The 25306-nt window shown below is 71.8% G+C and carries 22 protein-coding genes; 8 read left to right on the forward strand and 14 right to left on the reverse strand.

Annotated features, from left to right (window positions below):
- The first annotated feature begins 151 nt into the window (after nt 1-151).
- The gene (locus tag F9C41_RS14100; protein ID WP_196279761.1) at nt 152-727 is read left to right on the forward strand and encodes a TIGR03086 family metal-binding protein; all 576 of its coding nucleotides are present in this window, start codon (nt 152-154) and stop codon (nt 725-727) included.
- Here F9C41_RS14100 and F9C41_RS14105 read toward each other — a convergent pair.
- Nucleotides 688-2289, reverse strand: coding sequence for an MFS transporter (locus F9C41_RS14105; protein WP_196279762.1), 1602 nt, complete (start codon nt 2287-2289; stop codon nt 688-690). The two genes, F9C41_RS14100 and F9C41_RS14105, sit on opposite strands and share 40 nt — an antisense overlap.
- Before the next feature lie 171 nt (nt 2290-2460).
- Here F9C41_RS14105 and F9C41_RS14110 point away from each other — a divergent pair, with 171 nt between their 5' ends.
- Nucleotides 2461-3420, forward strand: a complete 960-nt coding sequence (locus F9C41_RS14110) for a LysR family transcriptional regulator (protein WP_155387233.1) — start codon at nt 2461-2463, stop codon at nt 3418-3420.
- Between the two features lie 135 nt (nt 3421-3555).
- Nucleotides 3556-4083, forward strand: coding sequence for a hypothetical protein (locus F9C41_RS14115; RefSeq protein WP_155387234.1), 528 nt, complete (start codon nt 3556-3558; stop codon nt 4081-4083).
- Between the two features lie 61 nt (nt 4084-4144).
- Here the strand turns inward: F9C41_RS14115 and F9C41_RS14120 are convergent, their stop codons facing one another.
- Nucleotides 4145-4954 carry an ATP-grasp domain-containing protein gene (locus tag F9C41_RS14120; protein ID WP_230689583.1) on the reverse strand — a complete coding sequence of 270 codons (810 nt, stop codon included), beginning with the start codon at nt 4952-4954 and terminating at the stop codon, nt 4145-4147.
- 213 nt (nt 4955-5167) lie between these two features.
- A complete protein-coding gene (locus tag F9C41_RS14125) occupies nt 5168-5653 on the reverse strand; it encodes a winged helix-turn-helix transcriptional regulator (RefSeq protein ID WP_155387235.1) in 486 nt (161 codons plus the stop codon).
- A gap of 55 nt (nt 5654-5708) precedes the next feature.
- On the opposite strand from F9C41_RS14125, the gene F9C41_RS14130 reads away from it, so the two are divergent.
- Entirely contained in the window at nt 5709-6236 is a 528-nt protein-coding gene (locus tag F9C41_RS14130) for a PaaI family thioesterase (protein ID WP_155387236.1), read from the forward strand.
- A 93-nt stretch (nt 6237-6329) separates the two neighbouring features.
- Here F9C41_RS14130 and F9C41_RS14135 read toward each other — a convergent pair whose 3' ends face one another.
- The 4 genes from F9C41_RS14135 to F9C41_RS14150 all read right to left on the reverse strand — a co-directional run bounded on the left by F9C41_RS14135 (nt 6330) and on the right by F9C41_RS14150 (nt 10828).
- The gene (locus tag F9C41_RS14135; RefSeq protein ID WP_196279763.1) at nt 6330-7721 is read right to left on the reverse strand and encodes a GH1 family beta-glucosidase; all 1392 of its coding nucleotides are present in this window, start codon (nt 7719-7721) and stop codon (nt 6330-6332) included.
- Nucleotides 7718-8530, reverse strand: coding sequence for a carbohydrate ABC transporter permease (locus F9C41_RS14140; protein ID WP_155387237.1), 813 nt, complete (start codon nt 8528-8530; stop codon nt 7718-7720). The genes F9C41_RS14135 and F9C41_RS14140 overlap by 4 nt, the downstream gene beginning before the upstream one ends.
- A complete protein-coding gene (locus tag F9C41_RS14145) occupies nt 8527-9438 on the reverse strand; it encodes a carbohydrate ABC transporter permease (RefSeq protein WP_230689584.1) in 912 nt (303 codons plus the stop codon). The genes F9C41_RS14140 and F9C41_RS14145 overlap by 4 nt, the downstream gene beginning before the upstream one ends.
- A 121-nt stretch (nt 9439-9559) precedes the next feature.
- Nucleotides 9560-10828, reverse strand: a complete 1269-nt coding sequence (locus F9C41_RS14150; RefSeq protein ID WP_155387238.1) for an ABC transporter substrate-binding protein — start codon at nt 10826-10828, stop codon at nt 9560-9562.
- A gap of 285 nt (nt 10829-11113) precedes the next feature.
- Here F9C41_RS14150 and F9C41_RS14155 point away from each other — a divergent pair, with 285 nt between their 5' ends.
- The 3 genes from F9C41_RS14155 to F9C41_RS14165 all read left to right on the forward strand — a co-directional run bounded on the left by F9C41_RS14155 (nt 11114) and on the right by F9C41_RS14165 (nt 13986).
- Nucleotides 11114-12124 (forward strand): LacI family DNA-binding transcriptional regulator, encoded by a 1011-nt coding sequence (locus F9C41_RS14155; protein WP_155387239.1) that lies wholly within the window; start codon nt 11114-11116, stop codon nt 12122-12124.
- Nucleotides 12125-12147: 23 nt separating this feature from the next.
- The gene (locus F9C41_RS14160; RefSeq protein WP_155387240.1) at nt 12148-13497 is read left to right on the forward strand and encodes a dihydrolipoyl dehydrogenase family protein; all 1350 of its coding nucleotides are present in this window, start codon (nt 12148-12150) and stop codon (nt 13495-13497) included.
- Between the two features lie 84 nt (nt 13498-13581).
- The gene (locus tag F9C41_RS14165; RefSeq protein WP_155387241.1) at nt 13582-13986 is read left to right on the forward strand and encodes a hypothetical protein; all 405 of its coding nucleotides are present in this window, start codon (nt 13582-13584) and stop codon (nt 13984-13986) included.
- A 6-nt stretch (nt 13987-13992) separates the two neighbouring features.
- Here F9C41_RS14165 and F9C41_RS14170 read toward each other — a convergent pair whose 3' ends face one another.
- The 5 genes from F9C41_RS14170 to F9C41_RS14190 all read right to left on the reverse strand — a co-directional run bounded on the left by F9C41_RS14170 (nt 13993) and on the right by F9C41_RS14190 (nt 21169).
- Entirely contained in the window at nt 13993-15759 is a 1767-nt protein-coding gene (locus tag F9C41_RS14170; protein WP_155387242.1) for an ABC transporter ATP-binding protein, read from the reverse strand.
- Between the two features lie 235 nt (nt 15760-15994).
- Nucleotides 15995-16468 (reverse strand): peroxiredoxin, encoded by a 474-nt coding sequence (locus F9C41_RS14175; RefSeq protein WP_155387243.1) that lies wholly within the window; start codon nt 16466-16468, stop codon nt 15995-15997.
- Between the two features lie 174 nt (nt 16469-16642).
- Nucleotides 16643-18130 (reverse strand): glycoside hydrolase family 6 protein, encoded by a 1488-nt coding sequence (locus tag F9C41_RS42010; RefSeq protein ID WP_330164763.1) that lies wholly within the window; start codon nt 18128-18130, stop codon nt 16643-16645.
- Nucleotides 18131-18409: 279 nt separating this feature from the next.
- Nucleotides 18410-19393 carry an AEC family transporter gene (locus F9C41_RS14185; protein WP_155387244.1) on the reverse strand — a complete coding sequence of 328 codons (984 nt, stop codon included), beginning with the start codon at nt 19391-19393 and terminating at the stop codon, nt 18410-18412.
- Between the two features lie 222 nt (nt 19394-19615).
- Nucleotides 19616-21169 (reverse strand): AMP-binding protein, encoded by a 1554-nt coding sequence (locus tag F9C41_RS14190; RefSeq protein ID WP_230689585.1) that lies wholly within the window; start codon nt 21167-21169, stop codon nt 19616-19618.
- A gap of 231 nt (nt 21170-21400) precedes the next feature.
- Between F9C41_RS14190 and F9C41_RS14195 the strand changes: the two genes are divergently transcribed.
- On the forward strand, nt 21401-22666 hold the full coding sequence (locus F9C41_RS14195; protein ID WP_196279764.1) for an RCC1 domain-containing protein: 1266 nt from the start codon (nt 21401-21403) through the stop codon (nt 22664-22666).
- A 70-nt stretch (nt 22667-22736) separates the two neighbouring features.
- Here F9C41_RS14195 and F9C41_RS14200 read toward each other — a convergent pair whose 3' ends face one another.
- Both F9C41_RS14200 and F9C41_RS14205 read right to left on the reverse strand, forming a co-directional pair.
- The gene (locus F9C41_RS14200) at nt 22737-24272 is read right to left on the reverse strand and encodes a hypothetical protein (RefSeq protein WP_155387246.1); all 1536 of its coding nucleotides are present in this window, start codon (nt 24270-24272) and stop codon (nt 22737-22739) included.
- A 63-nt stretch (nt 24273-24335) separates the two neighbouring features.
- Nucleotides 24336-25247: a proteasome assembly chaperone family protein gene (locus F9C41_RS14205; RefSeq protein ID WP_155387247.1), complete on the reverse strand. Its 912-nt coding sequence runs from the start codon at nt 25245-25247 to the stop codon at nt 24336-24338.
- Nucleotides 25248-25306: the final 59 nt, after the last annotated feature.

Genomic DNA, 25306 nt, shown 5'->3' on the forward strand with positions numbered 1-25306 from the left:
ATATGTCTATCTGATCGGCGGTTCAGGACACCAGCCACAGCGGGACGGAGTCGGCCATGGCCTGATATCCGGTTTGGACTGTCCGGACAGGTTTCCCACCTGGCGGCGTCACCGGTGGAGCACACCGAGCTGCGGCACTATGGTGCGAGACATGGACCTTCGTGACCTCGACCGGCGTGCGCTCGCCGCGGCCGCAGCGGCCGTGAACCGCGTCAAGCGCGCCGATCTCGCCCGGCCCTCACCGTGCGGCGACTGGACCCTCGGCCAGTTGCTCGGGCACATGATCGGGCACAACCGCGGTTTCGCCGCCGCGGCGGCGGGCAAGCCGACCGACCCGTCCGTGTGGGACGACCTGACCCCGCCGACCGACCCCCGCCGGGCGTTCGCCGACTCCGTCACCCTGGTCACCAAGGCGTTCAGCGCGAAGACGCTGCTGGACCGCAAGATCGAGGTGTACGGCTACGGCACCTTCACCGCGCCGACGGTGCTCGGCATGCACTTCGTCGACTTCCTGGTGCACGCCTGGGACGTGGCGAAGTCGACCGGCGCGGACGCCACGCTCGACCCTGACCTGAGCGCGTCGGCCATGAAGATCGCACTGCGCTGGCCCACCGGCCGGCCCAGCAAGGCTTTCGGCGTCATGGTCGAGCCGGCCGACGACGCCCCGCCCGGCGACCGGCTGGTCGCCTACCTCGGCCGCTCGCCCGGCTGGCCGGACGGCCACTGAGCGGACGCCGCCCGCAGCTCGGTCAGCGTCGACTCGAGCGCTCGCAGGTTGGCCCGCACCGCCGCCGCCTGCTGCTCGGCGGCCCGGCGGCGGGCCAGGTGCACCTGCTCCACCGTGTCGTACACGTCGGGCAGCTCCAGGGCGGCGACCTGCTGGAGTGCCGCGGCGGACGAGACGGCGTACGGCCGTGCCAGCCGCCGCCTGCCGTGCCGCGCCGTCACCGTCCAGCCGCCCTCGGCATAGGCCAGCGTGACCGACACCGGCACGGCCGGACCGGTGTCCACCAGGCCCATCCGGCGGCCCAGCTCGGACACGTACTCCTGCCACAGCGGGGCGGCCGGGGCGGCCTTGCCCTTGATGTCGTTGATCTGCTGCCACAGCCGCCACCCGAACACGGGTGTCAGCGTGGCCGCGAAGTACGCCGCCCCGGCCAGCCACAGCCCACCGGACAGGCCGAGCGTCTCCACCAACCACGCGCCGACCATGCCGCCGAGCGGGATGCCGCCGAACGTGATCGCCCCGGTCAGCCCGAACACCCGGGTCTGCATGGCCCGCGGCACCCGCTCGAACATCAGCAGGCCGTACGTGGGGTTCACCGAGGACATGGCAACCCCGGACACGAACGACACGGCCAGCGCCACCCGCAGGTCGTCGCTCAGGGCCAGCACCAGGAACCGGGGGGCGCCGCCGATGAAGTATCCGATGACGAGGGTCGCGTACCGCGGCAGTCGGGTCACCAGGGCGGCGAAGGCGGCCCCGCCCGCGATCGCGCCGAGCGCGAAGGCGCCGCCGATCCAGCCCAGGGCCACCGGCGAGCCGAGGTGCTCGCGTACCCACATCGGGATGAAGACGACCGCGCTGGCCTGGTTGAACAGGTTCGTCACGAACATCATGCCGACCAGGCTGCGCAGCAGCCGCTCGCGCCGCACGAAGCCGAACCCGGTACGCAGCCCCTGCCAGTAGGACTCCTGCACGCCGCGGGCCGGGTGGTTCTGCTCGCGGGTGATGCGCACCAGCACCACCACCACGCCCGCGCAGGCCGCGAAGGTCGCCGCGTCGGCCCAGATCGCGCCGACCGGTCCGAGCCAGGCGATCAGCACGCCGGCCACCGCGGCGCCGATCACCATCGCCATCCGGTTGAGCGCGGAGAAGACCGCGGTGACCCGCGCCATCGGCGTGCCCGACGCCTCGACCACCGGCGGCAGCAGCACCCGCTTCGACTTGTCGCCGACCCCGCGCAGCGCGCCCAGCGTCGCGATGAGCACGACCAGCACCGTGAAGTCGCCGCTGCCGAAGGCCGCGATCGCGCCCACCACCAGCGCGCTGCCCAGGTCGGTGCCGATGGAGACCTCGCGCACGCCGAACCGGTCCGCCAGCGGCGTGCCGAAGATCCCGGCCAGGATGTACGGCAGCGCCTCGGCGAACGCGACCACGCCGACCTTCGTCGGGTCATCGGTGGTGACCAGGACCAGCCACGGGATGGCCAGGAACGACATCCGCGAGCCGACGGTCGAGACCAGCTCGGCGCCGAGCAGCCCGATCAGCGCCGCTCTGCGCTGCATCGCCACCTCCTGGTACACGTCACCGCGCCGCGAACCCGCCGCCGCCCCGCGTTGCCGTCGCGTCGGGTCCACCGACCCTACCGACGGATTTCGATCTCCGTCCATACCGTCCGGCGGGGTGATCGGACGCGACACCTTCACGCGCCGCCGGTGCGGCCATAACATCAGCGGGTGAGGTTGGAGCTGCGGCACCTGCGGGTGGTCTGCGCGATAGCCGACGCCGGCAGCGTCACCAAGGCGGCGGCCGTGCTCGGCCTGGCCGCGCCCGCCCTCACCACCCAGCTGCAGCGCATCGAGCGCGCCTTCGGCGGGCAGCTGTTCGTGCGCGACCGGCGCGGCGCCCGCGCCACCCCGCTGGGCGAGTTGGTGCTGGCCCGGGCCCGGGTGCTGCTGCCCGCGGTGCAGGGCCTGGAGGACGAGGCGACCCGGTTCGCCGGGCTGGCCCGGGACTCCGGCGGTGACGGGCTGCCCGGCTACCGCATCGGGGCGGTGAACGGCCCGCTCATCGGCGGGGTGGTGCACCGGCTCGCCGCCGCGCAGCCCAGCGCCCAGCTGAGCACGTACCCGTCGTGGTCGTCGGCGGAGCTGGCGGCGATGCTGCTGGACGCCCGGCTCGACTTCGCGCTCATCGGCACCTGCGGTGAGGCCACCCCGCCCGATGACGGCCGGCTGGTCTGGCACACCGTGGCGACCGCGCCGGTCTTCGTGCTGCTGCCCGCCTCCCACCCGTACGCCGCCGCCGACGAGGTGGAGCTGGCCGACCTGGCCGGCTCCCGGTGGGCGGCCACCCCCGGCGACGGCTGCTTCGCCGACTGCTTCGCCGCCGCGTGCGCGCGGGCCGGGTTCACCCCCAGCCCGATCCACGAGAGCGACCTCGGCGGCTGTGCCGACCTGGTCCGCGGCGGCAGCGTGGTGGCCCTGTGCCAGCCCACCTTCCGGGAGATCACCGGCGTACGCGCCGTCCCCCTGGCCGCCACCCCCCTGCGCTGGCGCCACCTCATCGGCTGGCACCCCGACTCCCCCGCCGCCCGCGTCGCCCCCCGCCTCGTCGACTACGCCGAACAGTCCTATGCCGACGCCATCCGCCTCAGCCCCAACTACACCCGCTGGCTGACCCGCCACCCCACCTGACCAGTTGATCATGAACTTATGGACCTGTTCGACGGCGTGTCGCCACCATAACTTCATGATCGACTAGTTGTTGCGGCGCGAGATGAGTCGACGTGCCGATCCCACGAACGCCGTTAGCCTGACTAAGCTCTGACGGTGATCAGATTCCGTGCGTCGGCGACGGCGGTAGTCGCGGTGGTGACCATGCTCAGCCTGCAGGGCTGCATCGGGGTGGGCGACTCGTGGACCCGCGACCAGGCTGCGCCGACCGTCGCCACCTCGCCGGCGGCCGCCCGGCCCAGCACGAGCGCCCCGGCCGGCTCGACGAGTGCCGCCCTCGCCACCATCAGCCGCGTCGAGTCCAATGTGGCCGCCGTCGGCAACCCGACCTGCGGCGGCAGCGCGCCCCAGACCGTCACGGTGACGGCGGAGATCGACGACGGCGGCACGCCGGTGACCGCCAAGGCGCGCTACGCGATGACCGGAGGCAACTACACCGGCGAGGTCACCCTGACCCGTGACGCCACCATGGCCCGCTACACGGCGACCCTGCCCAAGCTGGAGAAGAAGCACTTCACCAGCGCCGCGACGAACATCTTCGTCACCGTGACCGTCCCGGGCTCCACCGCCGGCCAGCAGGGCTTCACCTCCGTCACCGTCTCCCCGTGCGGCGGCAGGGCCTGAACCGGACCGGCGGGCCACCGCGTCGAGCCCCGCGAGCCGCACGGGTTCCGGCCGGAGCGGGTCAGCGCGACACGGTCGGCAGCCCGCGCAGGAAACGCCGGTCCGCCGGCGCGACCTCGGCCACCGGACGGCTCGCCGACAGCACCACGTCGAGCGCCTCGTCCGGGTCGGCCGCGTAGTGGCCGCTCGCCCAGGCCGCGTTCGCCTCGATCACCGCCCACTCCGGACGGCCGGTCGCGGCATCTGCGAGCAGGCCGACGTCGACCACCACCGCGCTCGGCAGCGCCGGCAGCCCCGGGCCGAGCAGCCCCGCCGCGAAGGCGGCCGCGTCCGCGCACCGTGCGTCCTCCGCGGGACCGGCTAGATCCAGCTCGCCGTCCACGGCATACCGGCTCACGGCCCGGACCCGGCCCGCGCCGAGGAAGAGCCGGAACTCCACCCGAAACGTCACCACGTCGCTGACCAGCACCGGGGTGTCGTCCGCCAGGACCTCCGGCCCGGGCAGGGCCGCCCCGGACGGGTACACCCGGGCGGGGAAGCTCTTGTCGTCCGGTGGCTTCACGAACGCGGGCCGGTCCAGCGCCCGCGCTTGCGCCAGCGTGGTGAAGGCGACATCGCGACGCGTCCACTCGCGCGGCAACCGGGCGAGCCAGTCCTGGTCGGGCTCCAGCAGCCCGACACCGAGTTCCGCGCCGACCGCGTCGGCGAACAGCGGCCCGGCGTACAGGTGCGCTCCGGCGTGCCCGGCCAGGTGCTCCGGCAGCCGCCAGGTGCGCATCGTCTCGACCCGCATGCCGCGCCGCCGCGCGGCGTCGGCGAAGGCCAGCCCGGTCTCGGTCACCCGCGGCGGCAGTATCAGCACTCGGTCCACGCCGCGCCATGCTGCCAGCCCGCGCGGCACGGAACCACTCCCTTTTCCCCGACGGCCCGCTCACTCCCCAGGCAGCCGACTCACCGCGGGCTCGCCGCCCCCCGCGGTGATCATGAAGTTATGGCAGCGACACGCCGCCGAACCTGCCCATAAGTTCATGATCACCGCGGGAGAGAGGGGCCGCGGTGCGGTGGTTCGCTGCAGGGTCGCGGCTCAGGCGGCGGCGGGCGTACGCCGGACCGCCCCCGCCCCCGGCCGCGTGGCCACCTCCCGGGGCGAGCCCACCTCGTGCCCCTCGTCGCAGCTCAGGTGCGTGCGCACGGGCGACCCGCAGTCGCGGTGGACCATGTCGACGGGCGGCCCGGCCGGGTCCGCCAGATACCGGTCGCCCCACTCGCGTACGGCGACCAGCACCGGATACAGGTCGAAGCCCTTCTCGGTGAGCCGGTACTCGTGGCGTTCGCGCTCGCCGGGCTCCCGGTAGGGCACCCGGTGCAGCACGCCCTGCGCGACGAGCATGTTCAGCCGGTTGGTCAGCACCTGCCGGGGTATGCCGCTGTGCTCGCGCATGTCCTCGAAGCGGCGGATGCCGTTGAAGACCTCGCGCAGCACCACCAGCGTCCAGCGTTCGCCGAGCACGGCCATGGCGCGGGCGACGGTGCAGTTCTCTGCCGACCAGTCGAGTGCGGTAGGTCTCACTCCCCCAGGCTAAGTCTCGTTGACAGACTCAGCAACCGCCTGCCAGGCTGAGTCCATGACGCAGACCCAGACCGAGCCGACCGCCGGCCTCGCGACCCCGGAGCGCACCCGCACCTTCTCCTGGTCCGACCCCCGCCGCAACGCCGCCGAGCTGGGTCGGCTCAGCGGCCTGGAGCTGCTGCACGCGATGGCCCGCGGCGAGCTGCCCGCCCCACCCGTGATGCACCTGCTCGGCATGGACAGCGTGCAGGCCGAGGAGGGCCGCGTCGTGGTGACCATGCGCGCCCAGGAGTTCCACTACAACCCGCTCGGCGGCGTGCACGGCGGCATCCTGGCCACCCTGCTCGACACCGCCGCCGCCTGCGCCGTGCACAGCACCCTGCCCGCCGGCGTCGGCTACACCTCCCTGGACCTGACCACCAAGTTCCTGCGCCCGGTCAGCGTCGACTCCGGCCTGCTCCGCTGCGAAGGCACCGTCCTCTCCCGCGGCCGCCGCACCGCCCTCGCCCAGGCCCAACTCACCGACGACCGCGGCCGCCTCCTAGCCCACGCCACCTCGTCCTGCCTCATCTTCGACCTGTAACCGCCACCCAAGATCGTGACGATCTTGCGTGAACTGTTGCCGATATGCCTGTTTAAGGCGTGTCGTACCCACAGTCCACGCAAGATCGTCGCGTTAGAGGGCGTTGGCGCGGGTCACGTCGCGGAACCACAGGGCCGAGTCCTTGGGGTAGCGGCGTTGGGTTTCGTAGTCGACGTAGACGAGGCCGAAGCGCTTGTCGTAGCCGAAGGCCCACTCGAAGTTGTCCAGTAGGGACCAGGCCAGGTAGCCGCGGACGTCGGCGCCGCCGGACAGGGCCGCGTGCACGGCGCGCAGGTGGCCGTCGAGGTAGGCGATCCGGTCCGGGTCGGCCACCCGGTCGCCGGCCAGCGCGTCGGCGTACGCCGCACCGTTCTCGGTCACCATCAGCGGCGTGTCCGGATACTCCCGGGACAGCCGTAGCAGCAGGTCGGACAGGCCGCTCGGGTCGACCGTCCAGCCCATGTCGGTGACCGGGCCTGGCTGCGGCAGGAACGCGACCCCCTCGCTGCCCGGGTACATCGGGTGCGCCGCCGCGCCGACCTGCGCCCGTACCAGGGCGGGTTGGTAGTAGTTGATGCCCAGCAGGTCGATCGGGGCGGAGATCACCGTCAGGTCCCCGTCGACGATCGCGTCCGCCGCGCCGAACCGCTCGAAGAGCCCCAGCATGTCCAGCGGATACCGGCCGCGCAGCACCGGGTCCAGGAAGATCCGGTTGAGCACGCCGTCGACGCGCCACGCCGCCGCCACGTCGTGCGGGTCGCCCGGGTCGTCGGGGCTGACCCGGGCCAGGTTCAGGGTGAGCGACAGCTCGCGTACGCCCGCCGCGCGCAGCGCCTGCGCCGCCAGCCCGTGCCCGAGCAGCAGGTGGTGCGCGGCCCGGAAGGCAGCCCGGTTGTCGGTGTGCCCCGGCGCGTGGTCTCCGCTGGCGTAGCCGAGAAACGCCGCGACCCACGGCTCGTTGAGCGTGGTCCAGGTGCCGACGCGGTCCGCGAGCCGGGACGCGGTCACCGCGGCGTACTCGGCGAAGCACGCCGCGGTGTCCCGGTCCCCCCAGCCGCCCCGCCCGTGGGACTGCAGCGCGAGCGGCAGGTCCCAGTGGTAGAGCGTCACCATCGGCTCGATCCCGTGCGCCAGCAGCTCGTCCACCAGCCGGTCGTAGAAGTCCAGGCCGCGCACGTTGACCGGCCCGGTCCCGTCGGGCTTGACCCGCGGCCAGGCGATGGAGAAGCGGTACGTGCCGACGCCCAGCTCGGCCATCAGCGCGACGTCCTCGCGGTAGCGCCGATAGTGGTCGCACGCGACGTCCCCGGTGTGTCCGGCGAAGACTCGGCCGTCCTTGCGCGCGAACGTGTCCCAGATGGACGGTCCCCGCCCGTCCTCGGCCGCGGCCCCCTCGATCTGGTACGCCGCCGTGGCGGCCCCCCACCGGAACCCCTCCGGGAACCGCAACATCTCCGCCGATGCCTCTACCTGCACTGTGCTCATCCCTTCACCGCTCCCTGCATGATGCCGCCGATCAGCTGCTTGCCGAGCAGGCCGAACACGATGAGCAGCGGCAGTGTGGCCAGCATCGTCCCGGTCAGCGCCAGCGAGTAGTCCTGCACGTAGCCGGCCCGCAGCTGGGACAGCGCGACCTGGACCGTCTGGTTCTCCGGCGAGGCCAGCACGACCAGCGGCCAGAGGTAGTCGTTCCAGACGTTGAGGAAGGTCAGCATGCCGAGCACGGCCGCGGCCGGACGGGCGACCGGCAGCACCACGTGCCAGAACAGCCGATGGGTGCCCGCGCCGTCGATGCGCCCGGCCTCCAGCAGCTCGGTGGGCAGCGCCTCGGACAGGTACTGCGTCATGAAGAACACCCCGAACGCGTTGACCAGGGCCGGCACCGTCACCGCCAGCAGCGTGTCGTGCCACTCCAGCTTGGTGATCAGCATGAACAGCGGGATGATGCCCAGCTGCATCGGCACCATCATGGTGCCGACGACGGCCAGCAGCAGCGCGGTGCGCCCCTTGAACCTCAGTTTGGCGAAGGCGAACCCGGCCAGCGTCGAGAACAGCACCACGGACGCGGTGTTGATGCCCGACACGATCAGCGAGTTGAGCAGCGCCTGGTCGAACGGCACGGTGTCGAAGACCCGCTTGATGTTCTCGATCAGGTTCGCGCCCGGCAGCACCGGCGGCGGCACGTGCGAGAGCGCGGAGTTGTCCTGGCTGGCCACCACCACGCTGAAGTACAGCGGGAACGCGGTCAGCATCAGCACCCCGGTCAGCGTCAGGTAGACGAGTCTGCGTGTCATCGGGAGCTCCGGATCCGGCGCGTGATCAGGTAGTTGACGGCGGCGGCGAGCACGATCAGCCCGAACATCACCCAGGCGGTGGCCGAGGCGTAGCCGAACTCGAAGCCGCGGTTGAAGCCGTGCTCGTACATGTAGAGGGTCAGGGTCTGGAACTGCCGGTCCGGGCCGCCGATGATGCCGTTGGGCCCGCCCCCGGCGAACAGCTGCGGCTCGGCGAAGACCTGCAGGCCGTAGATGGTCGACACGATGACCACGAAGATGACGGTGGGCCGGATCGACGGGATGGTGATCTTCCGGAGCTGCTGGCCCGCGGTGGCGCCGTCGAGCGTCGCCGACTCGTACAGCTCTTTCGGCACCGCCTGCATCGCGGCCAGGAAGATCAGCGCGTTGTAGCCGGTCCAGCGCCAGGTGATCATCGCGGCGATGGCGACGTGCGAGGACGCGACACCAGCCTGCCAGTCGATACGGCCCAGGCCGAAGCTCTCCAGCAGCCAGTTGATCAGGCCGAAGTCGCGCCCGAACAGCTGGCTGAAGATGACCACGACCGCGACCACGCTGGTGACGTTCGGCAGCAGCAAACCCAGCCGCCACAGCGTCTTGGCCCGCAGCGGCCGGTTCACCAGGTGCGCCAGGATCAGCGCCAGGATCAGCTGCGGGATGGTGGACAGCGCCAGGATGGACAGGGTGTTGCGCAGGGCGTTCCAGAAGTACGGGTCGGCCAGCAGTGCGGAGTAGTTGCCCAGGCCGACGAAGCTGTGCTCGTCGGCCAGCAGGCTCCAGTCGTGCAGCGACACCCAGGCGGTGTAGCCGAGCGGGAACAGGCCGAAGACCGCGAAGAGGATGAAGAACGGCGAGATGTAGACGTACGGGGACAGAGACGTGTCCGCCTTGTAGAGCCAGGTGCGCACGGAGCGCTCCCCTTCCCTGAAGGGCCCGGTGACCGGGCGGGCAACGGTGTGCGCCGCCCGGCCTCCGGAAGTCGGTGGAACACCGGGCCGACCGATCGCGCCGGCCGGCCCGGTGGGAGCGTCAGCCGAGTTTGGCCACGTCGGACAGGACCTGCTTCCAGGCGTCGTCCGGGGACTGCTTGTTCTGCTCGATGCGGCCCAGCCCGGCGCCGATCGTGTTGAACACGTCGCCCTGCTTCGGGCCCTGGTGCTGCGGCTGGACCGCCTGCGCCGAGGCCGTGAAGATCTTGCCGAGCGGCGCGTTGTTGAAGAACGGCTTGCTGAACCCGGTCAGGTCCGGGTCGGTGTACAGCGACGGGGCCGACGGGAAGTTCCCGGTCGCCTTGAAGATCTTCTTCTGCTGCTCCGGCGCGGTCAGCCACTTGATCAGGTCGTACGCCGCCTGCGCGTTCTTGCCCTGCTTGGGCAGCGCGAGGTGCGAGCCGCCCATGCTGCCCGCGCCACCGGGCACCGCGGCGATGTCCCACTTGCCGGCCGCGTCCTTGGCGTTGGTCTCGATGTACGCCGTCATCCACGCCGGGCACACGATGGTCGCGAAGGTGCCCTTGCCGAACGCCGCGCTCCACTCCGGCGTCCAGGCCGCCAGCTTCGCGGACTGGCCGGAGGCGATCGCGTCGACGGTGAGGTCCCAGGCCTTCCTCACGGACGCGTTGCTGTCCACGATGAGCTTGTCCGCGTCGTCGTACACGCCGGTCGGGGCCTGCTCGACCATGGCCCGGAACATGTTGCCCGAGGCCTCCATGAAGTACGACTTCGGCGCGGCGGCCTTGTACTTCTTGCCGGTGGCGACGTACTCGTCCCAGGTCGGCCACAGCTTGGACACCACGTCACGGTCGGTGGGCAGGCCCGCCGCCTTGAACAGGTCGGTGCGGTAGCACATGGCCATGCCGCCGACGTCGGTGCCGAGGCCGATCAGCGTCTTCTTGTCGGTCGACAGGCCCTGCTGCCATTTCCACGGCAGCCACTGGCTCTCCAGCGACCCGGCGCCCAGGTCGAGCAGGTTGTGGAAGCGGTTCGGGGTGGCCGTGAAGCTGGACAGGTAGCCGATCTCCACGGCCTCGATGTCGGCCGCGCCGCTGCCGGTGGCCAGGTGCGAGATCAGGCTCTGGTGGTGCGCGGCGTAGTCGGAGATCCGCTCCTTGACGGTGATGTTCGGGTGCGCCTTGGAGTACTCCTCGTAGAGCGGCTTGAAGCCGAAGTCGCCGAAGAGCGCGACGTTCAAAGTGATCTTCTCGTTGCCGGTGGGCTGTTCGTCCGAACCGCATGCAGCGGTCGCCAGCAGTCCGGTCACCATGATCGGGACCAGCAGGCGGCGCGTCCAGGCACGCATGACGACCCTCCTTGGGGGTGTCAGTAGGAACCCGGCCGCTCATCAGGGCAATTCGCGGCCGGGTTGAGAGAGCGCTCTCACAGCAGAGAATGAAGTCGGACCCCTGCGCTGTCAAGGGTCTATGACCGGCTCGTTTCTGAGCTGTGCAAACGCTCTCATCCTGAAAGCGCTCTCACGTGCGGCTTCGTGCCGTAACGCGAAAGGGGTAAGGTCACCTTCGCCGGAGTGTGGTCCGGCACAGGTCGGCGGCACCTACGCCGGCGAGGCGCGCAGCGAGGAGTCCGCATGAGCCAGGCACACGAGCGGCCGACGCTGGAGGCCGTGGCGCGCCTTGCCGGAGTCTCCCGCGCCACCGTGTCGCGGGTGGTCAACGGCTCGCCCAAGGTCGCCGAGCCGATCCGCAGCGCGGTGCGCCGCGCCGTCGAGGAGCTGGGCTACATCCCCAACGCCGCCGCCCGCAGCCTGGTCACCCAGCGCACCGACTCGATCGCGCTGGTCCTGCCGGAGAGCGCCAGCCGCGTCTTCTCCGACGACCCGTTCTTCCCGAGCATCATCCACGGCGTCAGCCAGGAACTCGACGCGGCCGACAAACAGCTCGTGCTGATGATGACCAACACCGTCGCGGGGTACGAGCGCGTCGAGCGCTACACCACCGCCCGCCACGTGGACGGGGTGCTGTTCGCCTCGACGCACGGCGTCGACCCGCTGCCCGGCCAGCTCGCCCGGCTCGGCGTCCCGGTCGTGGTCACCGGCCGCCCGCTGGGCCGCTCCGCGGTCCCCTACGTCGACGTCGACCACGTCGGCGGGGTGCGCGCCGCGGTGCGGCACCTGCTGGAGACCGGCCACTCCCGCATCGCCACCATCGCCGGGCCGCAGGACATGGTCGCCGGCATCGACCGGCTCGCCGGATACCGGGCCGAGCTGCGCGGGTCGGACCGGCGCTCGATCGTGGCGGTCGGCGACTTCACCCGCGAGTCCGGCGCGACCGCGATGCGCCAGCTGCTGGAGGACGATCCGCTGCTCGACGCGGTCTTCGTGGCCTCGGACCTGATGGCGCACGGGGCCATCACCACGCTGCGCGAGCTGGGCCGGCGCATCCCCGAGGACGTCGCCGTGGTCGGCTTCGACGACTTCGACATCTCCCGCTACACCGACCCGCCGCTGACCACCGTCCGGCAGCCGATCCTGGAGCTGGGCCGGGAGCTGGCCCGCCAGCTGCTGCGGGTCATCGCGGGCGAGGAGGTCCCGGCGGCCGTGGTCCTGCCGACCGAACTCGTGGTACGCGCATCAGCCTGACCGGATTCGGATATACAGGACTCATGGCTGAAGAAGTGGACGTCATCGTTCTCGGCATGGGCGTCGGCGGCGAGGAGGTCGGCGGCCGGCTGGCCGACGCCGGGCTGAGCGTGGTCGGCATCGAGAACCGGCTCGTCGGCGGCGAGTGCCCGTACTGGGGCTGCGTCCCGAGCAAGATGATGATCCGGGGGGCCGACCTGCTCGCCGAGGGCCGCCGGATCAACGGCATGGCGGGCTCCGCCGAGGTCTTCCCCGACTGGGCGCCCATCGCCAAGCGCATCCGCGAGGAGGCCACCGACTTCTGGGACGACAAGGTCGCCGTCGACCGGTTCGTCAAGCGCGGCGGCCGGTTCGTCCGCGGCACCGGCCGGCTGGCCGGCCCGAAGACGGTCGAGGTCGACGGGCAGACGTACACCGCGCGCAAGGGTGTGGTGCTCGGGACCGGGACCAAGGCCGCGATCCCGCCGATCCCCGGGCTGGCCGAGACCGACTTCTGGACCAACAAGGAGGCCATCGAGGTCGAGGAGCTGCCCGCGTCGCTGACCGTGCTCGGCGGCGGCGCGATCGGCCTGGAACTGGCCCAGATGTTCCAGCGCTTCGGGGTGCGGGTCACCGTCGTGGAGGCGATGGACCGGCTGATGTCGTTCGAGGAACCCGAGTCGTCCGAGCTGATCACCGAGGTGTTCCGGCGCGAGGGCGTCACCGTGCACACCGGGTGCCGGGCCGACCGGATCGACGGCATGACCGTACACCTCGCCGACGGCCGGGAGTTCACCTCGGAGAAGCTGCTCGTCGCCACCGGGCGCACCGCCGACCTGCACAAGCTCGGCCTGGACACGGTCGGCCTGGACCCGGCCGCGAAGGCGATCGCCGTGGACGGCCGCATGCGGGCCGCCGACGGGCTGTGGGCCGTCGGCGACTGCACCGGCCACGGCGCGTTCACGCACATCGCGATGTACCAGGCGGCCATCGCGATCCGCGACATCCTCGGGCAGGAGGGGCCGCCCGCCGACTACCGGGCGCACCCCCGGGTCACCTTCACCGACCCCGAGATCGGCTCGGTCGGCCTGACCGAGGAGGCTGCCCGGCACCAGGGCATCCACGTGCAGACGGCGTACACGAAGCTGCCCGAGGCGACCCGCGGCTGGATCCACAAGGCGGGCAACGACGGGTTCATCAAACTCGTCGCCGACCGGGACCGGGACGTGCTGGTCGGCGCGACCTCGGCCGGGCCGACCGGCGGCGAGGTGCTCAGCGCACTGGTCGTCGCGGTGCACGCGCAGGTCCCGGTGCACATGCTGCAGCACATGATCTACGCGTACCCGACCTTCCACCGCGCCATCGAGGCGGCCGTGCAGCAGCTCGAGGTCTAGGGCAGACTGCGGCACGAGCGAGCGCCGGCGAGCGAATCATGGACCCAGCGGACATGACTGCGACGAGCGAAGCGAGGAGCAGGCATGCGACAGCTGGTCGTCCGGATCGGACTGGCGGGCGCGGCGGTGGTGCACCTGTGGTGGGGCCTGTGGGCGTACGCCGCCCCGCTGAACTTCTTCAGCACGTTCCCCGGCTTCGGGCAGCGCTGGACGGCCGGCTACCCGCCGTACAACGAGCACCTCGTGGTGGACCTCGGGGCGACCTTCCTCACCCTCGGCGTGCTGCTGGCGGTGCCCGCGGTGCGCTACCGCAGGGCCGTCGCCCGGCTGGCGCTGGCCGGCGCGACCATCTTCGGCACGCTGCACCTGGCGTTCCACGCCGGCCACCGCGGCGTCCTCAGCGGCCCGGACTGGACCGCCGGCCTCGTCCCGCTCGTGGTGGGCGTGCTGCTGCCGGTGGCGCTGTGGGTCGCCGCCCCGCCGGACTGAGCCGGTTCAGGCGAGCTGGGCGGACTGCAGGCGGGCGTACGCGCCGCGGCGGTCGAGCAGCTCGTCGTGCGGACCGATCTCCTCGATGCGGCCGTCGCGCATCACGATGATGCGGTCGGCGTTGCGGATCGTGGAGAGCCGGTGCGCGACGACGAAGACGGTGCGCCCGGTGACCAGCCGCTCCATCGCCTGCTGGATCAGCGCCTCGGAGTGGGTGTCCAGCGCGGAGGTGGCCTCGTCGAGGATCAGCACGCGCGGGTCGCGGATCAGCGCCCGCGCGATGGCCAGCCGCTGGCGCTGACCGCCGGACAGCCGCGCGCCCCGCTCCCCCACCACCGTGTCCAGGCCGTCGGTGAGCTGGTCCACGAAGTCCAGCGCGTTCGCGTCGGCCAGCGCCCGGCGCACCCGCTCCAGCGGCACGTCGGCCATGCCGTACGTGACGTTGTCGAAGATGCTGCCCTCGAACAGGATCGGCTCCTGCGGCACCACCGACACGAAGCGCCGGAAGGTGCGCAGGTCCAGCGTCTCCATGTCGCGGCCGTCGAGCAGGATGCGGCCCGAGGTCGGCCGCAGGAAGCCGATGACCAGGTTCAGGATGGTGGACTTGCCCGCGCCCGACGGGCCGACCAGCGCGATGCGCTCACCCGGCGCGACGTCGAGGTCGAAGTCGCGCACGGCGCTGCCTGCCGCGCCGTCGTACGCGAAACCCACGCCCTCGAACCGCACCCCGCCGCGCACCTCGTCGACCCGCTGCTTGCCCGCGTTGACCTCCAGGTCGGGGGCCTGCAGCAGTTCGCCCGCGGAGCGCACCGACTCCAGCCCCTTGACGAAGATCGGCCCGAGGCTCATCAGCGTCATCACCGAACCGGTCAGCGTGGTGAAGTACGCGCTGAGCATCACCACGTCGCCCTCGGTGATCGGGACCCAGCCGTAGTACGCGACCAGCGCCGAACCGGCCAGGCAGGCCACGCTCAGCACCTGCATCTGGGTCCACGCCAGCGCGCCGAAGCGGCCGTTGAGCAGGTCCAGTCGCAGGCCCGCGCGCAGTACGCGGTCCAGCGAGCCGTCGACGCGGCGCAGCGCGTCGCGCTCCAGGCCGTGTGCCCGGGTGATCGGGATCAGCGTGGTCATCTCGGCGACCCGCGACGACAGCCGCTCGACCTCGCGGCGGAACGACTCGTTGTCGGTGCGCATCCGGTTGCGCAGCTTCATCACCAGGAACGCCGCGCAGGGCACCAGCACCAGGAACACCGGCAGGAACAGCGGGACCCGCAGCGCGATCACGACGGCCCCGCCGAGCAGCATCATCAGCGCGCCCACGCCGACGTCGCCGGCCTGCTGCACCATCTGCTCGATGGCCTCGACGTCGCGGATCACCTTCGACTGCAGCACCGCGGCCGACGAGCGGGAGTGGTAGCCGATGGACAGCTCCTGCATGCGGCGGCACAGGGCCGAACGCAGGCGGGTGCCCATGCGGCGGACGGAGCCGCTGTGGTTGCGTACGAACAGGACGTGGAACGGGTAGTTGAGGCTCAGGCAGGCGACCATCAGGCCCGCGTTCCACCACAGCTGCTCGACGGGCTTGTGCCGCACCACGACGTCGATGACGTTCGCGGTGACCAGGGGCAGCAGCCAGGTCGGGCTGTGCTTGACGGCGAACGCCAGCACCCCGACCAGCAGCCGCCATCGGTCCTCGCGCAGCAGGTAGGCGACGGTGCGCACCGGGTGCTCGCCGTGGTAGCGGTGGTCAAGGGGGTGCTGCGCCAGCGCCATGTCGTTTCCTGCCTCGCCGGGCGGCCCGCGTGCGAGGGGGTCCGTCGGCACGGCGCGCAGCCCTTCGCCGTCGAAGTCCAGGCCCGAGCCTAGGCGAGATCACCCGGCCGGGCCAAGACGGCCTGCGTCACGCCGCCCGCCGCCCGCCGCGCGCCTGCCCTGCTGAGCCACCATGGCGCGTCAATAAGGGCACCTTCTACAACGCATAGCGATGTGAAGGTGCCCTTCCTTGTGTTCAGGCGGTGGCGAGGGACTGGACTACCTCGAGGGCGCCGGAGACGTGCTTGCCGATGTTGGCCTGGGAGGAGAAGACGTGGCGGACCACGCCCTCACGGTCGATGACGTAGGTGACCCGGCCGGGCAGGATGCCGAAGGTGGCGGGCACGTCGTACGCCTTGCGGACCTCGCCGCCGGCGTCGGCCAGCAGGACGAACGGCAGCTTGTAGCGCTGGGCGAAGCCGTCGTGCGACTCGACGGAGTCCGAGCTGACGCCGATGACCTGCGCGCCGGCCTCGGTGAAGACCTCGTAGCTGTCCCGGAAGGAGCACGCCTCCGCGGTGCAGCCGGAGGTGTTGTCCTTGGGGTAGAAGTACAGGACCACCGTCTGCTTGCCCCGGAAGTCGCTGAGCCGCACCGTCTCGCCGCCCTGCGACGGCAGCTCGAAGTCGGGCGCCACCTCGCCCACCTGCGGTCCACGTGCCTTCGCCATGCCTGCCTCCACTGTCACCGGATCATCCGCCGTCGGACCCGAATCGTATTCGTGTCCGTTCGGCCGAACGCACACCCGGTGCCGGTTGTTCCGCCTTGTCGACCTTAAGCCCGACGGCCCGTGCCGGTACGCGGAAAGGCCGGCGCGAGTTCCGCGCCGGCCTTTCCGCAGCCGTCAGCTGCAGGTGACGTTGTTCAGCTTGAACGCGGTCGGGTTGGTGTTGGTCCCGCTGTACGACGCCTGGAAGCCGAAGCTCGCCGTGCCGCCGGTGCCGATGCTGCCGTTGTGCCCGGCGTTGCGGGCCGTGACGTTCGCCCCGCTGGCCGTGACCGTGGCGTTCCAGGCGTTGGTGACCGCCTGGTTGCCGGCATAGGTCCAGGTCAGCGTCCACGAACTGAGGGCCGGGCCGCGGTTGGTGATGACCACCGAGGCGACGAAGCCGTTGCCCCACTGGCTGTCCACCCGGTAGCTCACCGAGCAGGAACCCGTGCCCTGACTGGGCGACGGCGACGGCGACGGCGGGGCGGACGGCGAGGCCGAGGGGGACGGCGAGGCCGAGGGGGACGGCGGCGTCGACGGCGAAGCCGAGGGCGACGGCGGACGCGACGGGGACACCGACGGCGACGGCACCGTGGACGGGCTCGGCGGCGGGCTGGTCACGATGCCGTTCTGCGCCAGCGAGTACGCCAGGTCCGGCACGAACTGCCCGGCACCCGCGGCGCAGCCGTCCGCCTCGCCCGGCGGCTTGATCCAGACGAAGGCGTCGACGGTCGCCTCGTTGGTGGCGGTCGTCGGCGCCTGGCCCGTGCCCCGGCCCGCCGGATCGCACCACTCGCTGCCCAGCGGGCCCTTGCCGTTGCGGGCGGTGTCGACGACCTGGTGCAGGTTGCTGTTGCCCAGGGCATTGAGCACGTTGCGGCCGAAGTTGACCTCGTCGGCGGTCCAGCGGAAGTTGGACGCGTTGGAGTAGAAGCCGGCCGCGTTGGACACGCCCGCCGCCTGCAGCCGCGACGCGGTGTCGGCGGCGCTGTTCCAGGCCGAGTGCCCCGCGTCGAGGTACACCTTCACGCTCGGGTTGACCTGCTTGAACTTCGTCACCGCGTAGCTGATCGCGGAGTTGCGGTCGGCCTTCTCGGTCGCGGACAGGCAGGTCTGCAGGGCCAGCGAGTCCGGCTCCAGGATGATCACGGCGGTGCGCGTGCCGAGGCCCGCCGCGAAGCTGTCGATCCAGGTCCGATAGGCGGTGATGGTCGGCGCGCCGCCCGCGCTCGCCCCGCCGCAGTCGCGGTTGGGCAGCGCGTACGGCACCAGCACCGGGATCTGGTTCACGCTGTTCGCGGCGTTCACGTACGCCGTGACCTGGGACTGGATGGTGCTCTGGTTGTACGACGAGAACCAGCGCGCCTGCGGCTGGCTGCCGATGCGCTGGCTGATCAGCGACGCTCGGGAGTCGTTCGGGTTGGCCGCGAGCCACTGGTTCACGCTGGACGTGGGATCGCGGTAAAAGCTGCCGGTCAGCGTGCCGGCCGAGGCTTCGGTGGTGGCCAGCAGCACGCCGGCCAGCGCGGTGGCGGCGGTCATCGCGGCGGCCGCGCCGAGCGCGACCAGGCGGCTGTCACGGCGGCGACGATGGCGCGGCGATGACGTGGGATCGGGGGTCAACGCGTCTCCTCAGGGACGTCTGTGCATGGTCAACGTGCAGCTATCTGCCCGGACCCGGCTACGACAGACGTCACGGCCTGCGCTACCCGTACGAACCGAATGGTTCTGCCCTTCGCACGGCAACGCCTCGACTCCGCCCCCATCATCGCCCGCCCCCGCGAGGAAAGGAAGGGCATCGTCGGCTCGCGTCAGCGAGACGAGCAGCAGCTCTGCACATCGCTATATGCAGGGGAAGGGCACCTTCTTGACGCCGGACCGCGCGTGAGCAGGCAGGACGCGTCAGGCAGGGCCGAGCAGCCAGAGGATCAGCGTGAGGGTGCCCATCGACAGCAGGCTGGAGAACAGGATCGCGTCGCGGCTCAGCGCGGTCGACGCGCGGAACTCCGACGCGTACACGAAGGTGTTCTGCGCCGTCGGCAGGCCCGCGACCAGGGTGACCGCGAGCAGCGCCGCACCGTCGAGGTCGAGCAGGTAGCGCCCGATCAGGTACGCCGCCACCGGCTGCGCGACCACCTTCAGCAGCACCGCCACGGTCACCTCCCGACCCGGCAGCCGCCACGACGACGCGTCGGTCTGGTGCAGCGACATGCCCAGCGCGAACAGCGCCGCCGGCACCGCCGCCCCGCCCAGCAGCTCCAGCGGCCGCATCAGCCACTCCGGCGGCAGCCACCCGGCCGCGCTCGCGGTCACCCCGGCCATCGATCCCAGGATCACGGGGGTACGCAGCGGCAGCATCGCCAGCCGCCGCCAGCGCGACGACGCGGCGGGCCTCGCCGGGTCCTCCGCGTCGTCGGCGGTCTCAGCCGCGAGCCGGTCCACGTCGGCGCGGTGCGCCGAGGCGTCCAGGCGGCCGACGATCAGCGGGGTCAGCAGCATGGTCTGGAAGACCAGCACCGCCATGATCAGCGAAACGTCGTCGAGGACGTACACCGCGACCGGCACGCCCAGGTTGCCGGCGTTGAGGTAGGCCGCCGCCATCGCCGCGATGACCCGGTTGCCGTCGGGGCCGGGCATCAGGCGACGCGCCACGAAGTACACCGACAGCCCGATCAGCAGCGTGCTCGCCGCGATCGCCGCCAGCGGACGCAGTGGCAGGTCCCCGAGCGGCACCTTGACCAGCGAGGTGAACAGCACGCACGGGATGGCGATGACGAAGGTGAAGTTCGCCAGCGCCTGCTGGGTGGCCCGGGTCAGCACCCCGAACCGCATGGTGCCCCAGCCCAGGGCGGTGATCATCCAGATCGGAGCGAACGCGGCGAACACCTGGTCACGCTAGTCCCACACCTCGGGTGGCCGCGCAGCCGGGATACCCCTGTGTCCGATAGATGAAGATCTGGTGGTGCACCGTCGGTGAATTCCACCCGAACCGATCCGCCCTGGTCATGCCCCATGCCGCGCCAAGAAGGGCACCTTCGACGACGCGGAGCGTACTGAACTACTGCTCGTCACGCTCCGCGTGCCGACGAAGGTGCCCTTCCTTTGTTCTCAGAGCTGGGCGCGGAGGTCCTTGCGGAGGATTTTGCCGGAGGCGCTCTTGGGGATGGCGTCGACGAAGGTGACGGCACGGACCCGCTTGTAGGGGGCGACGCGTTCGGCGACGTAGTCCTTGACATCCTGGGCCGTCAGGTCGGCGCCGGGGGCAGCGGCGACGAAGGCGTGCGGGATCTCCTCGCCGTCGGCGTCGTGGCCGGCGACCACCGCCGCGTCGGCGATCTGCGGGTGGCCCAGCAGCACCGCCTCCAGCTCGGCCGGCGGCACCTGGTAACCCTTGTACTTGATCAGCTCCTTGACCCGGTCGACGATGAACCAGTCGCCCTCGGCGTCGACGAGGCCGACGTCGCCGGTGTGCAGCCAGCCGTCGGCGTCGACGGTGGCGTCGGTGTCGGCGCGGCGGCCCAGGTAGCCCTGCATCACCTGGGGGCCCTTGATCCACAGTTCGCCGGGTTCGCCGACACCGAGGTCGTCGCCGGTGGCCACGTCCACCACCCGGGCCAGCGTGTTCGGGATCAGCGGGCCGACCGTGCCGGGCTTGACCCGGGTGTCGCCGTGCGCCTGCGCATGCGAGACCGGCGACAGCTCGGTCATGCCGTAGCCCTGCTGCACCAGGCAGCCCAGCCGGGCCGCGCAGGCCTGCGCCAGGTCGCCGTCGAGCGGGGCCGCGCCGGAGAACACGACCTGCAGCGCGGACAGGTCGTACTGGTCGACCAGCGGGTGCTTGGCCAGCGCCAGCACGATCGGCGGCGCGACGAACGCCCGGCTGACCCGCTGGTCAGCCATCGCGGTCAGGAACTCGACCAGGTCGAAGCGCGGCAGCACGACCAGGGTCGCGCCCTCGGACAGCGCCATGTTCATCAGCACGGTCAGGCCGTAGATGTGGAAGAACGGTAGCACCGCCAGCACCCGGTCGGCCGGGTCGTACTTGACCACCTGCTGGGTCTGCGCGATGTTGGCGACCAGGTTGCGGTGGGTGAGCATGACGCCCTTGGCCACACCGGTGGTGCCGCTGGAGTACGGCAGCACGGCCAGCGCCGTGGCCGGGTCGAGCTCGACCGCCGGCGCGGGCTCGCTCGTCGCCATCAACTCCTGGACCGAGCGGTATCCCTCCGCGGTGTCGCAGACGAAGATCTCCTGCACCAGCGCAGCCGCGGTCGTGGCACGGTCGAGGAACGGCGACACGGTGACGAGCAGTTTCGCGCCGGAGTCGCTGAGCTGGGTGGTCAGGTCCTTCGGGGTGGCCAGCGCGTTGACGGTGGTGACCGTGGCTCCCGCGGCCAGCGCGGCGTGGAAGACCACCGGGTAGAGCAGCGTGTTGGGGCTGAACAGGGCCAGCACGTCACCGGGTCGCAACCCCGCTCCGGCCAGCCCGGCGGCGAGCCGGTCCACCATGTGCGCCAGCTGCGCGTACGTCAGCGTCTGCCCGGTGCGGCCGTCGATCAGCGCGGGATGGTCGCCCCGCGCCGCCGCCGGTCCGATGACGAGCTGGGGGACGGAGACCTCGGGGATCTCGACGTCGGCCAGGGGGCTGGAAAAGGGCATCATCGCCTCACTCTCGTACGCGGTGCACGTCGAAGTTCCGTCATCATGCGTGCACGTTCACGGTTCGGCAATACCCCGGCAACCTCCGGCGGCGATCCGGTCGCCGACGGCCGCTGCGCGTCGCGACGGTCGCCGGTCCACCCTGCGATACAACTAGCACGAGGCCGTGAGCTGCGCATTCATCGCGCGCTCGGACAGGGCCGACTCATGTCGCAACCATGCGGGGGAACGTACATGCGACCTATCACGACAGGACTGCGCGCCCTTGGGGTCGTCGCGGTCACCACCATGATCGCCCTGGCGGCGCCACACGCCGCCGGAGCGGTCGAGGGCAAGGGCGGTGGCAACCACGGCGGTGGCGGCCACGGCAAGCCGAAGCCGAAGCCCCAGCCGGAGGTGCCCGTCGCGGGCGTCGAGTCCTGGGGTTACAACGACTCCGGCCAGCTCGGCGACGGCACGCTGATCACCCGGCCGAGCGCGGTCAGCGCCAACGTTCCGGACGAGGTCCGCGACGTCGAGGGCGGCGGCCGGTTCAGCCTGGCGCTGCTGCACAACGGCTCCGTGAAGGCCTGGGGCGACAACAGCGACGGCCAGCTCGGCGACGGCACCACCATCGACCGGCCGATCCCCGGCTCCGTGCCCGGCGTGACCGGCGTCAAGGCGCTCGCGGCCGGCGGGTCGCACAGCCTCGCCCTGCTCACCAACGGCACCGTGCTCGCCTGGGGCGACAACGCGCGCGGCCAGCTCGGCGACGGCACCGTCGACGACAGCGCCACTCCGGTCGCGGTCACCGGGCTGACCGGCCGGGTCGTGGCCATCGCGGCCGGCTCGCAGTTCAGCCTCGCGCTGCTGGCCGACGGCACGCTGCGGGCCTGGGGCGACAACCGCTCCGGTCAGCTGGGCACCGGTGCCGAGAGCCCCGACCCGCAGACCACCCCGGTGGCCGTCACCGGCCTGACGGGCGTCCGGGTCAAGCACGTCGACGCGGGTGACAGCCACGCGCTGGCCGTGCTCGGCAACGGGACCGTGCGCGGCTGGGGCGAGAACTCGCGCGGTCAGGTCGGCAACGGCGTGGCCAGCCTCACCCCGGTGCCGACCCCGACGCCGGTGGTCGGCCTCACCGGCGCGAAGATCGTCAACGCGGGCGGCTTCGCCAGCCTCGCGATCCTGACCAGCGGCCGGGTGAAGGGCTGGGGCGCCAACGGCGACGGCCAGCTCGGCGACGGCACGACGGTGACGCCGCGGCTGAGCCCCGTCGACGCGGTCGGCCTCACCGGCGTCATCGACATCTCCACCGCGGGCTCCGGCGCGACCCTCGACGGCGGCTTCACCGTCGCCATCAGCAACGGCGTCATCAAGGCTTGGGGCGACAACAGCTCCGGGCAGGTCGGCATCGGGTTCACCGGCTTCGACCCGGTCCTCACCCCGGCCACCGTGGTGACCGGGCTCGACAAGCCGAAGGACGTGTCGACCGGCTTCCAGTTCGCGCTGGCCACCTGAGCAGGCACAGCGAGAGGGGCGGCACGCGTGACGTGCCGCCCCTCTCGTCATCCCTCGACCCGTCCCGCGTTCACGGCACGAACGGTTCACCCCGCGGCAGCCGGGCCCGCCCGGCGGCGACGCCCAGCCCGGCCGCGACCAGCGCCACCAGGCACACCACCAGCCCGGCCCAGTACTGCGTCAGCCCGTACCGGCCGAGCACGATGCCGTCCCCGAGGATCGCGGCCCGCGACAACTCCGCCACCAGGGCGCCGACGGCACCGACCGCTGACACCGCGGCGACCTGGCGGCCGGACAGGTGCCCGGCGCGCCGCAACCGGGCGGTCAACCCGCCCAGTGCCACCGCCGCCAGCGCGCCGCAGACCAGCGCCGACAGCGCCCAGCCGGAGCCGAGCGAGATGCCCGCGGCCACCGCGGCCACCATGCAGGTGATGGTGGCCGCAGCGGCGACCAGTCCGGCAAGGACCAGCTGAACCGTCGCCGTCACCCGCCGGCCGGCCGCGGCGGCGATCGCGCCGGCCGTCAGCACCAGCAGCAGCACGCCGAACGCGGTGAACCCCGCACTCCGGGCCCGGTCGGCCGGGGCGGGCCGCCAGACCTCGGCAAGCGCCGGAGCGGGTCTCATCGTGCCGTGCCACCACGTGCCGAGCCGGGTCCAGCTGCCGTCGACGGCGCGCCGCAGCAGCCCGTCCCGCCCGTTGGCGACCAGCACCACGTGCCCGCCGTCGCGCTCGAGCACGACCAGCGATCGCGAGGACAGGTCCCCGGCGGGCGTGCCCAGGATCCCGAACACACCGTCGTCCTCGTACTCGTCCGTCAGCACGGCGAGCTGCTCACCGCTGACCTCCCAGGCGGTGTGCCAGGTCGCGCCTCCGTCCTGGCTGGACTCGACGAGCAGCCGCCCGGCCACCGCCCGGTAGCAGACGTCGCCTGCGCAGTTCCGCGACGTTTCGGTGAGGGGCGGCGGTTGTTCGACGGGGCGCCAGGTCCGACCGTCGTCGGCACTGACCGCGTACTCCTGCCCGTTCTGATCCAGGACCACCAGGACGGCCTGCCCGTCCACCTCACCGACGACGCCCATCTCCGGCCAATCCGGCGGGGAGGTGGCCACGGTGGCGAACAGAGCGACCGGCACCAGCACCGCCCCACGGACGAGCCGCGCGATGCCCCGGCCCGGGGCGGGACGCCTGAGCGAGCGCCGCCACGCCCACCAGCACACGCCCAGTGCGGGCAGCGCCAGCAGGTCGGTCGGATCGGCCCGCAGCACGGACGGCCCGAAGACGGCCGACCATGCCTGGGCGGCGAGTGACGCGCCATCCGCCGTGGCTTTCGCGAACGCGAACCCGGCGCCGGTGACGGCCAGCGCCGCCGGTGCGAGCACGCGGACCGGCACCCGCGGGGCCACCAGCGCGACGAGCACCGCCAGCAGTGGCGGGAACATCAGCATCCCGGCGGCGTCGCTCAGCTTCCCGGTGACCGGGCCGGGCTGCCACGCCTTCAGCACATGATCGTTGACCAGTAGCAGGAGCAGGCCGGCCACGCTGACCGGGTGGCCGAGCCACCCGAGCGCACGCCGCAACGCGTCCCGCTGTTCCCCGTTCTCCATGCGGCACAGGGTGACAGCGGCGCATCACGATCAGGCGACGCGGACGGCTCGGCCGTGCGGCTTTCAGCCCTCGCTCTTGTCGCCCTTGCTGTGCTCGGCCAGGAAGCGCTCCAGCTCGGCGCCCAGCTCCTCGGCGGTGGGCAGCGGCGCGGGCTCGGTCAGCAGGTTGCTGCCACGGCCGCGCATGAACGCGTCGTACTGCTCCTCCAGCGCCTTGACCACGGCCGCGGCCTGGTGGTTGTCGGTCAGCTGGCGCTCGATCTCGGCGCGCACCCGGTCTCCGGCCTCGCGCAGGTCCTCGGTGGGCAGCAGCAGGCCGGTGGCCCGCGACACCGAGGTCAGCAGCAGCTCCGCGGCCTGCGGGTACTCGCTGTCGGCGAGGTAGTGCGGCACGTGCGCGGCGAAGCCCATGGCGTCGTGGCCGGACTGGCCCAGCCGGTACTCCAGCAGGTTGGTCATGCTCGCCGGGACCTGCACGTCGGCGATCCACGGCTCGTGCCCCACCACCAGCTCGGGCCGGGTGCCGTGGGCGGTGACGCCGGCGGGGCGGGTGTGCGGCACGGACATCGGGATCGCGTGGATGCCGATGGTCAGCCGGACCTGGAGCTGCTCGATCAGCCCGGTCGTCGCGGCGACGAACCGCTCCCACTGGAAGTCCGGCTCGGGGCCGGTCATCAGCAGGAACGGGGTGTCGTCGTGGTCGCGCAGAGCGTGCAACTCCAGCTTGGGCTGGTCGTACGCCTCCCAGTGGTCGGCCGAGAAGTGCATCAGCGGCCGGCGGGAGCGGTAGTCGTAGAGCTGGTCGAGGTCGAACTCGGCCACCACGGTCGAGTCGAGCGAGTCGAGCAGGTGCTCGCGGGCGAGCTTGCCGGCCGACCCGGCGTCGACGAACCCCGAGAGCGCGTGCAGCAGGACCGGACGGCCCAGCTCGGGCAGTTCGTCGCTCAGCTGGTAGAGCTTCTGTGGGTCGAGCACGTCGTTCGCCTCCTGCAGATGGTCGTTCCACCGGAGCCAACAACGCGTGCGGGGAGCGC

Source organism: Catellatospora paridis (genome assembly GCF_009720365.1).
In the GTDB taxonomy this organism is placed as follows: domain Bacteria; phylum Actinomycetota; class Actinomycetes; order Mycobacteriales; family Micromonosporaceae; genus Catellatospora; species Catellatospora paridis.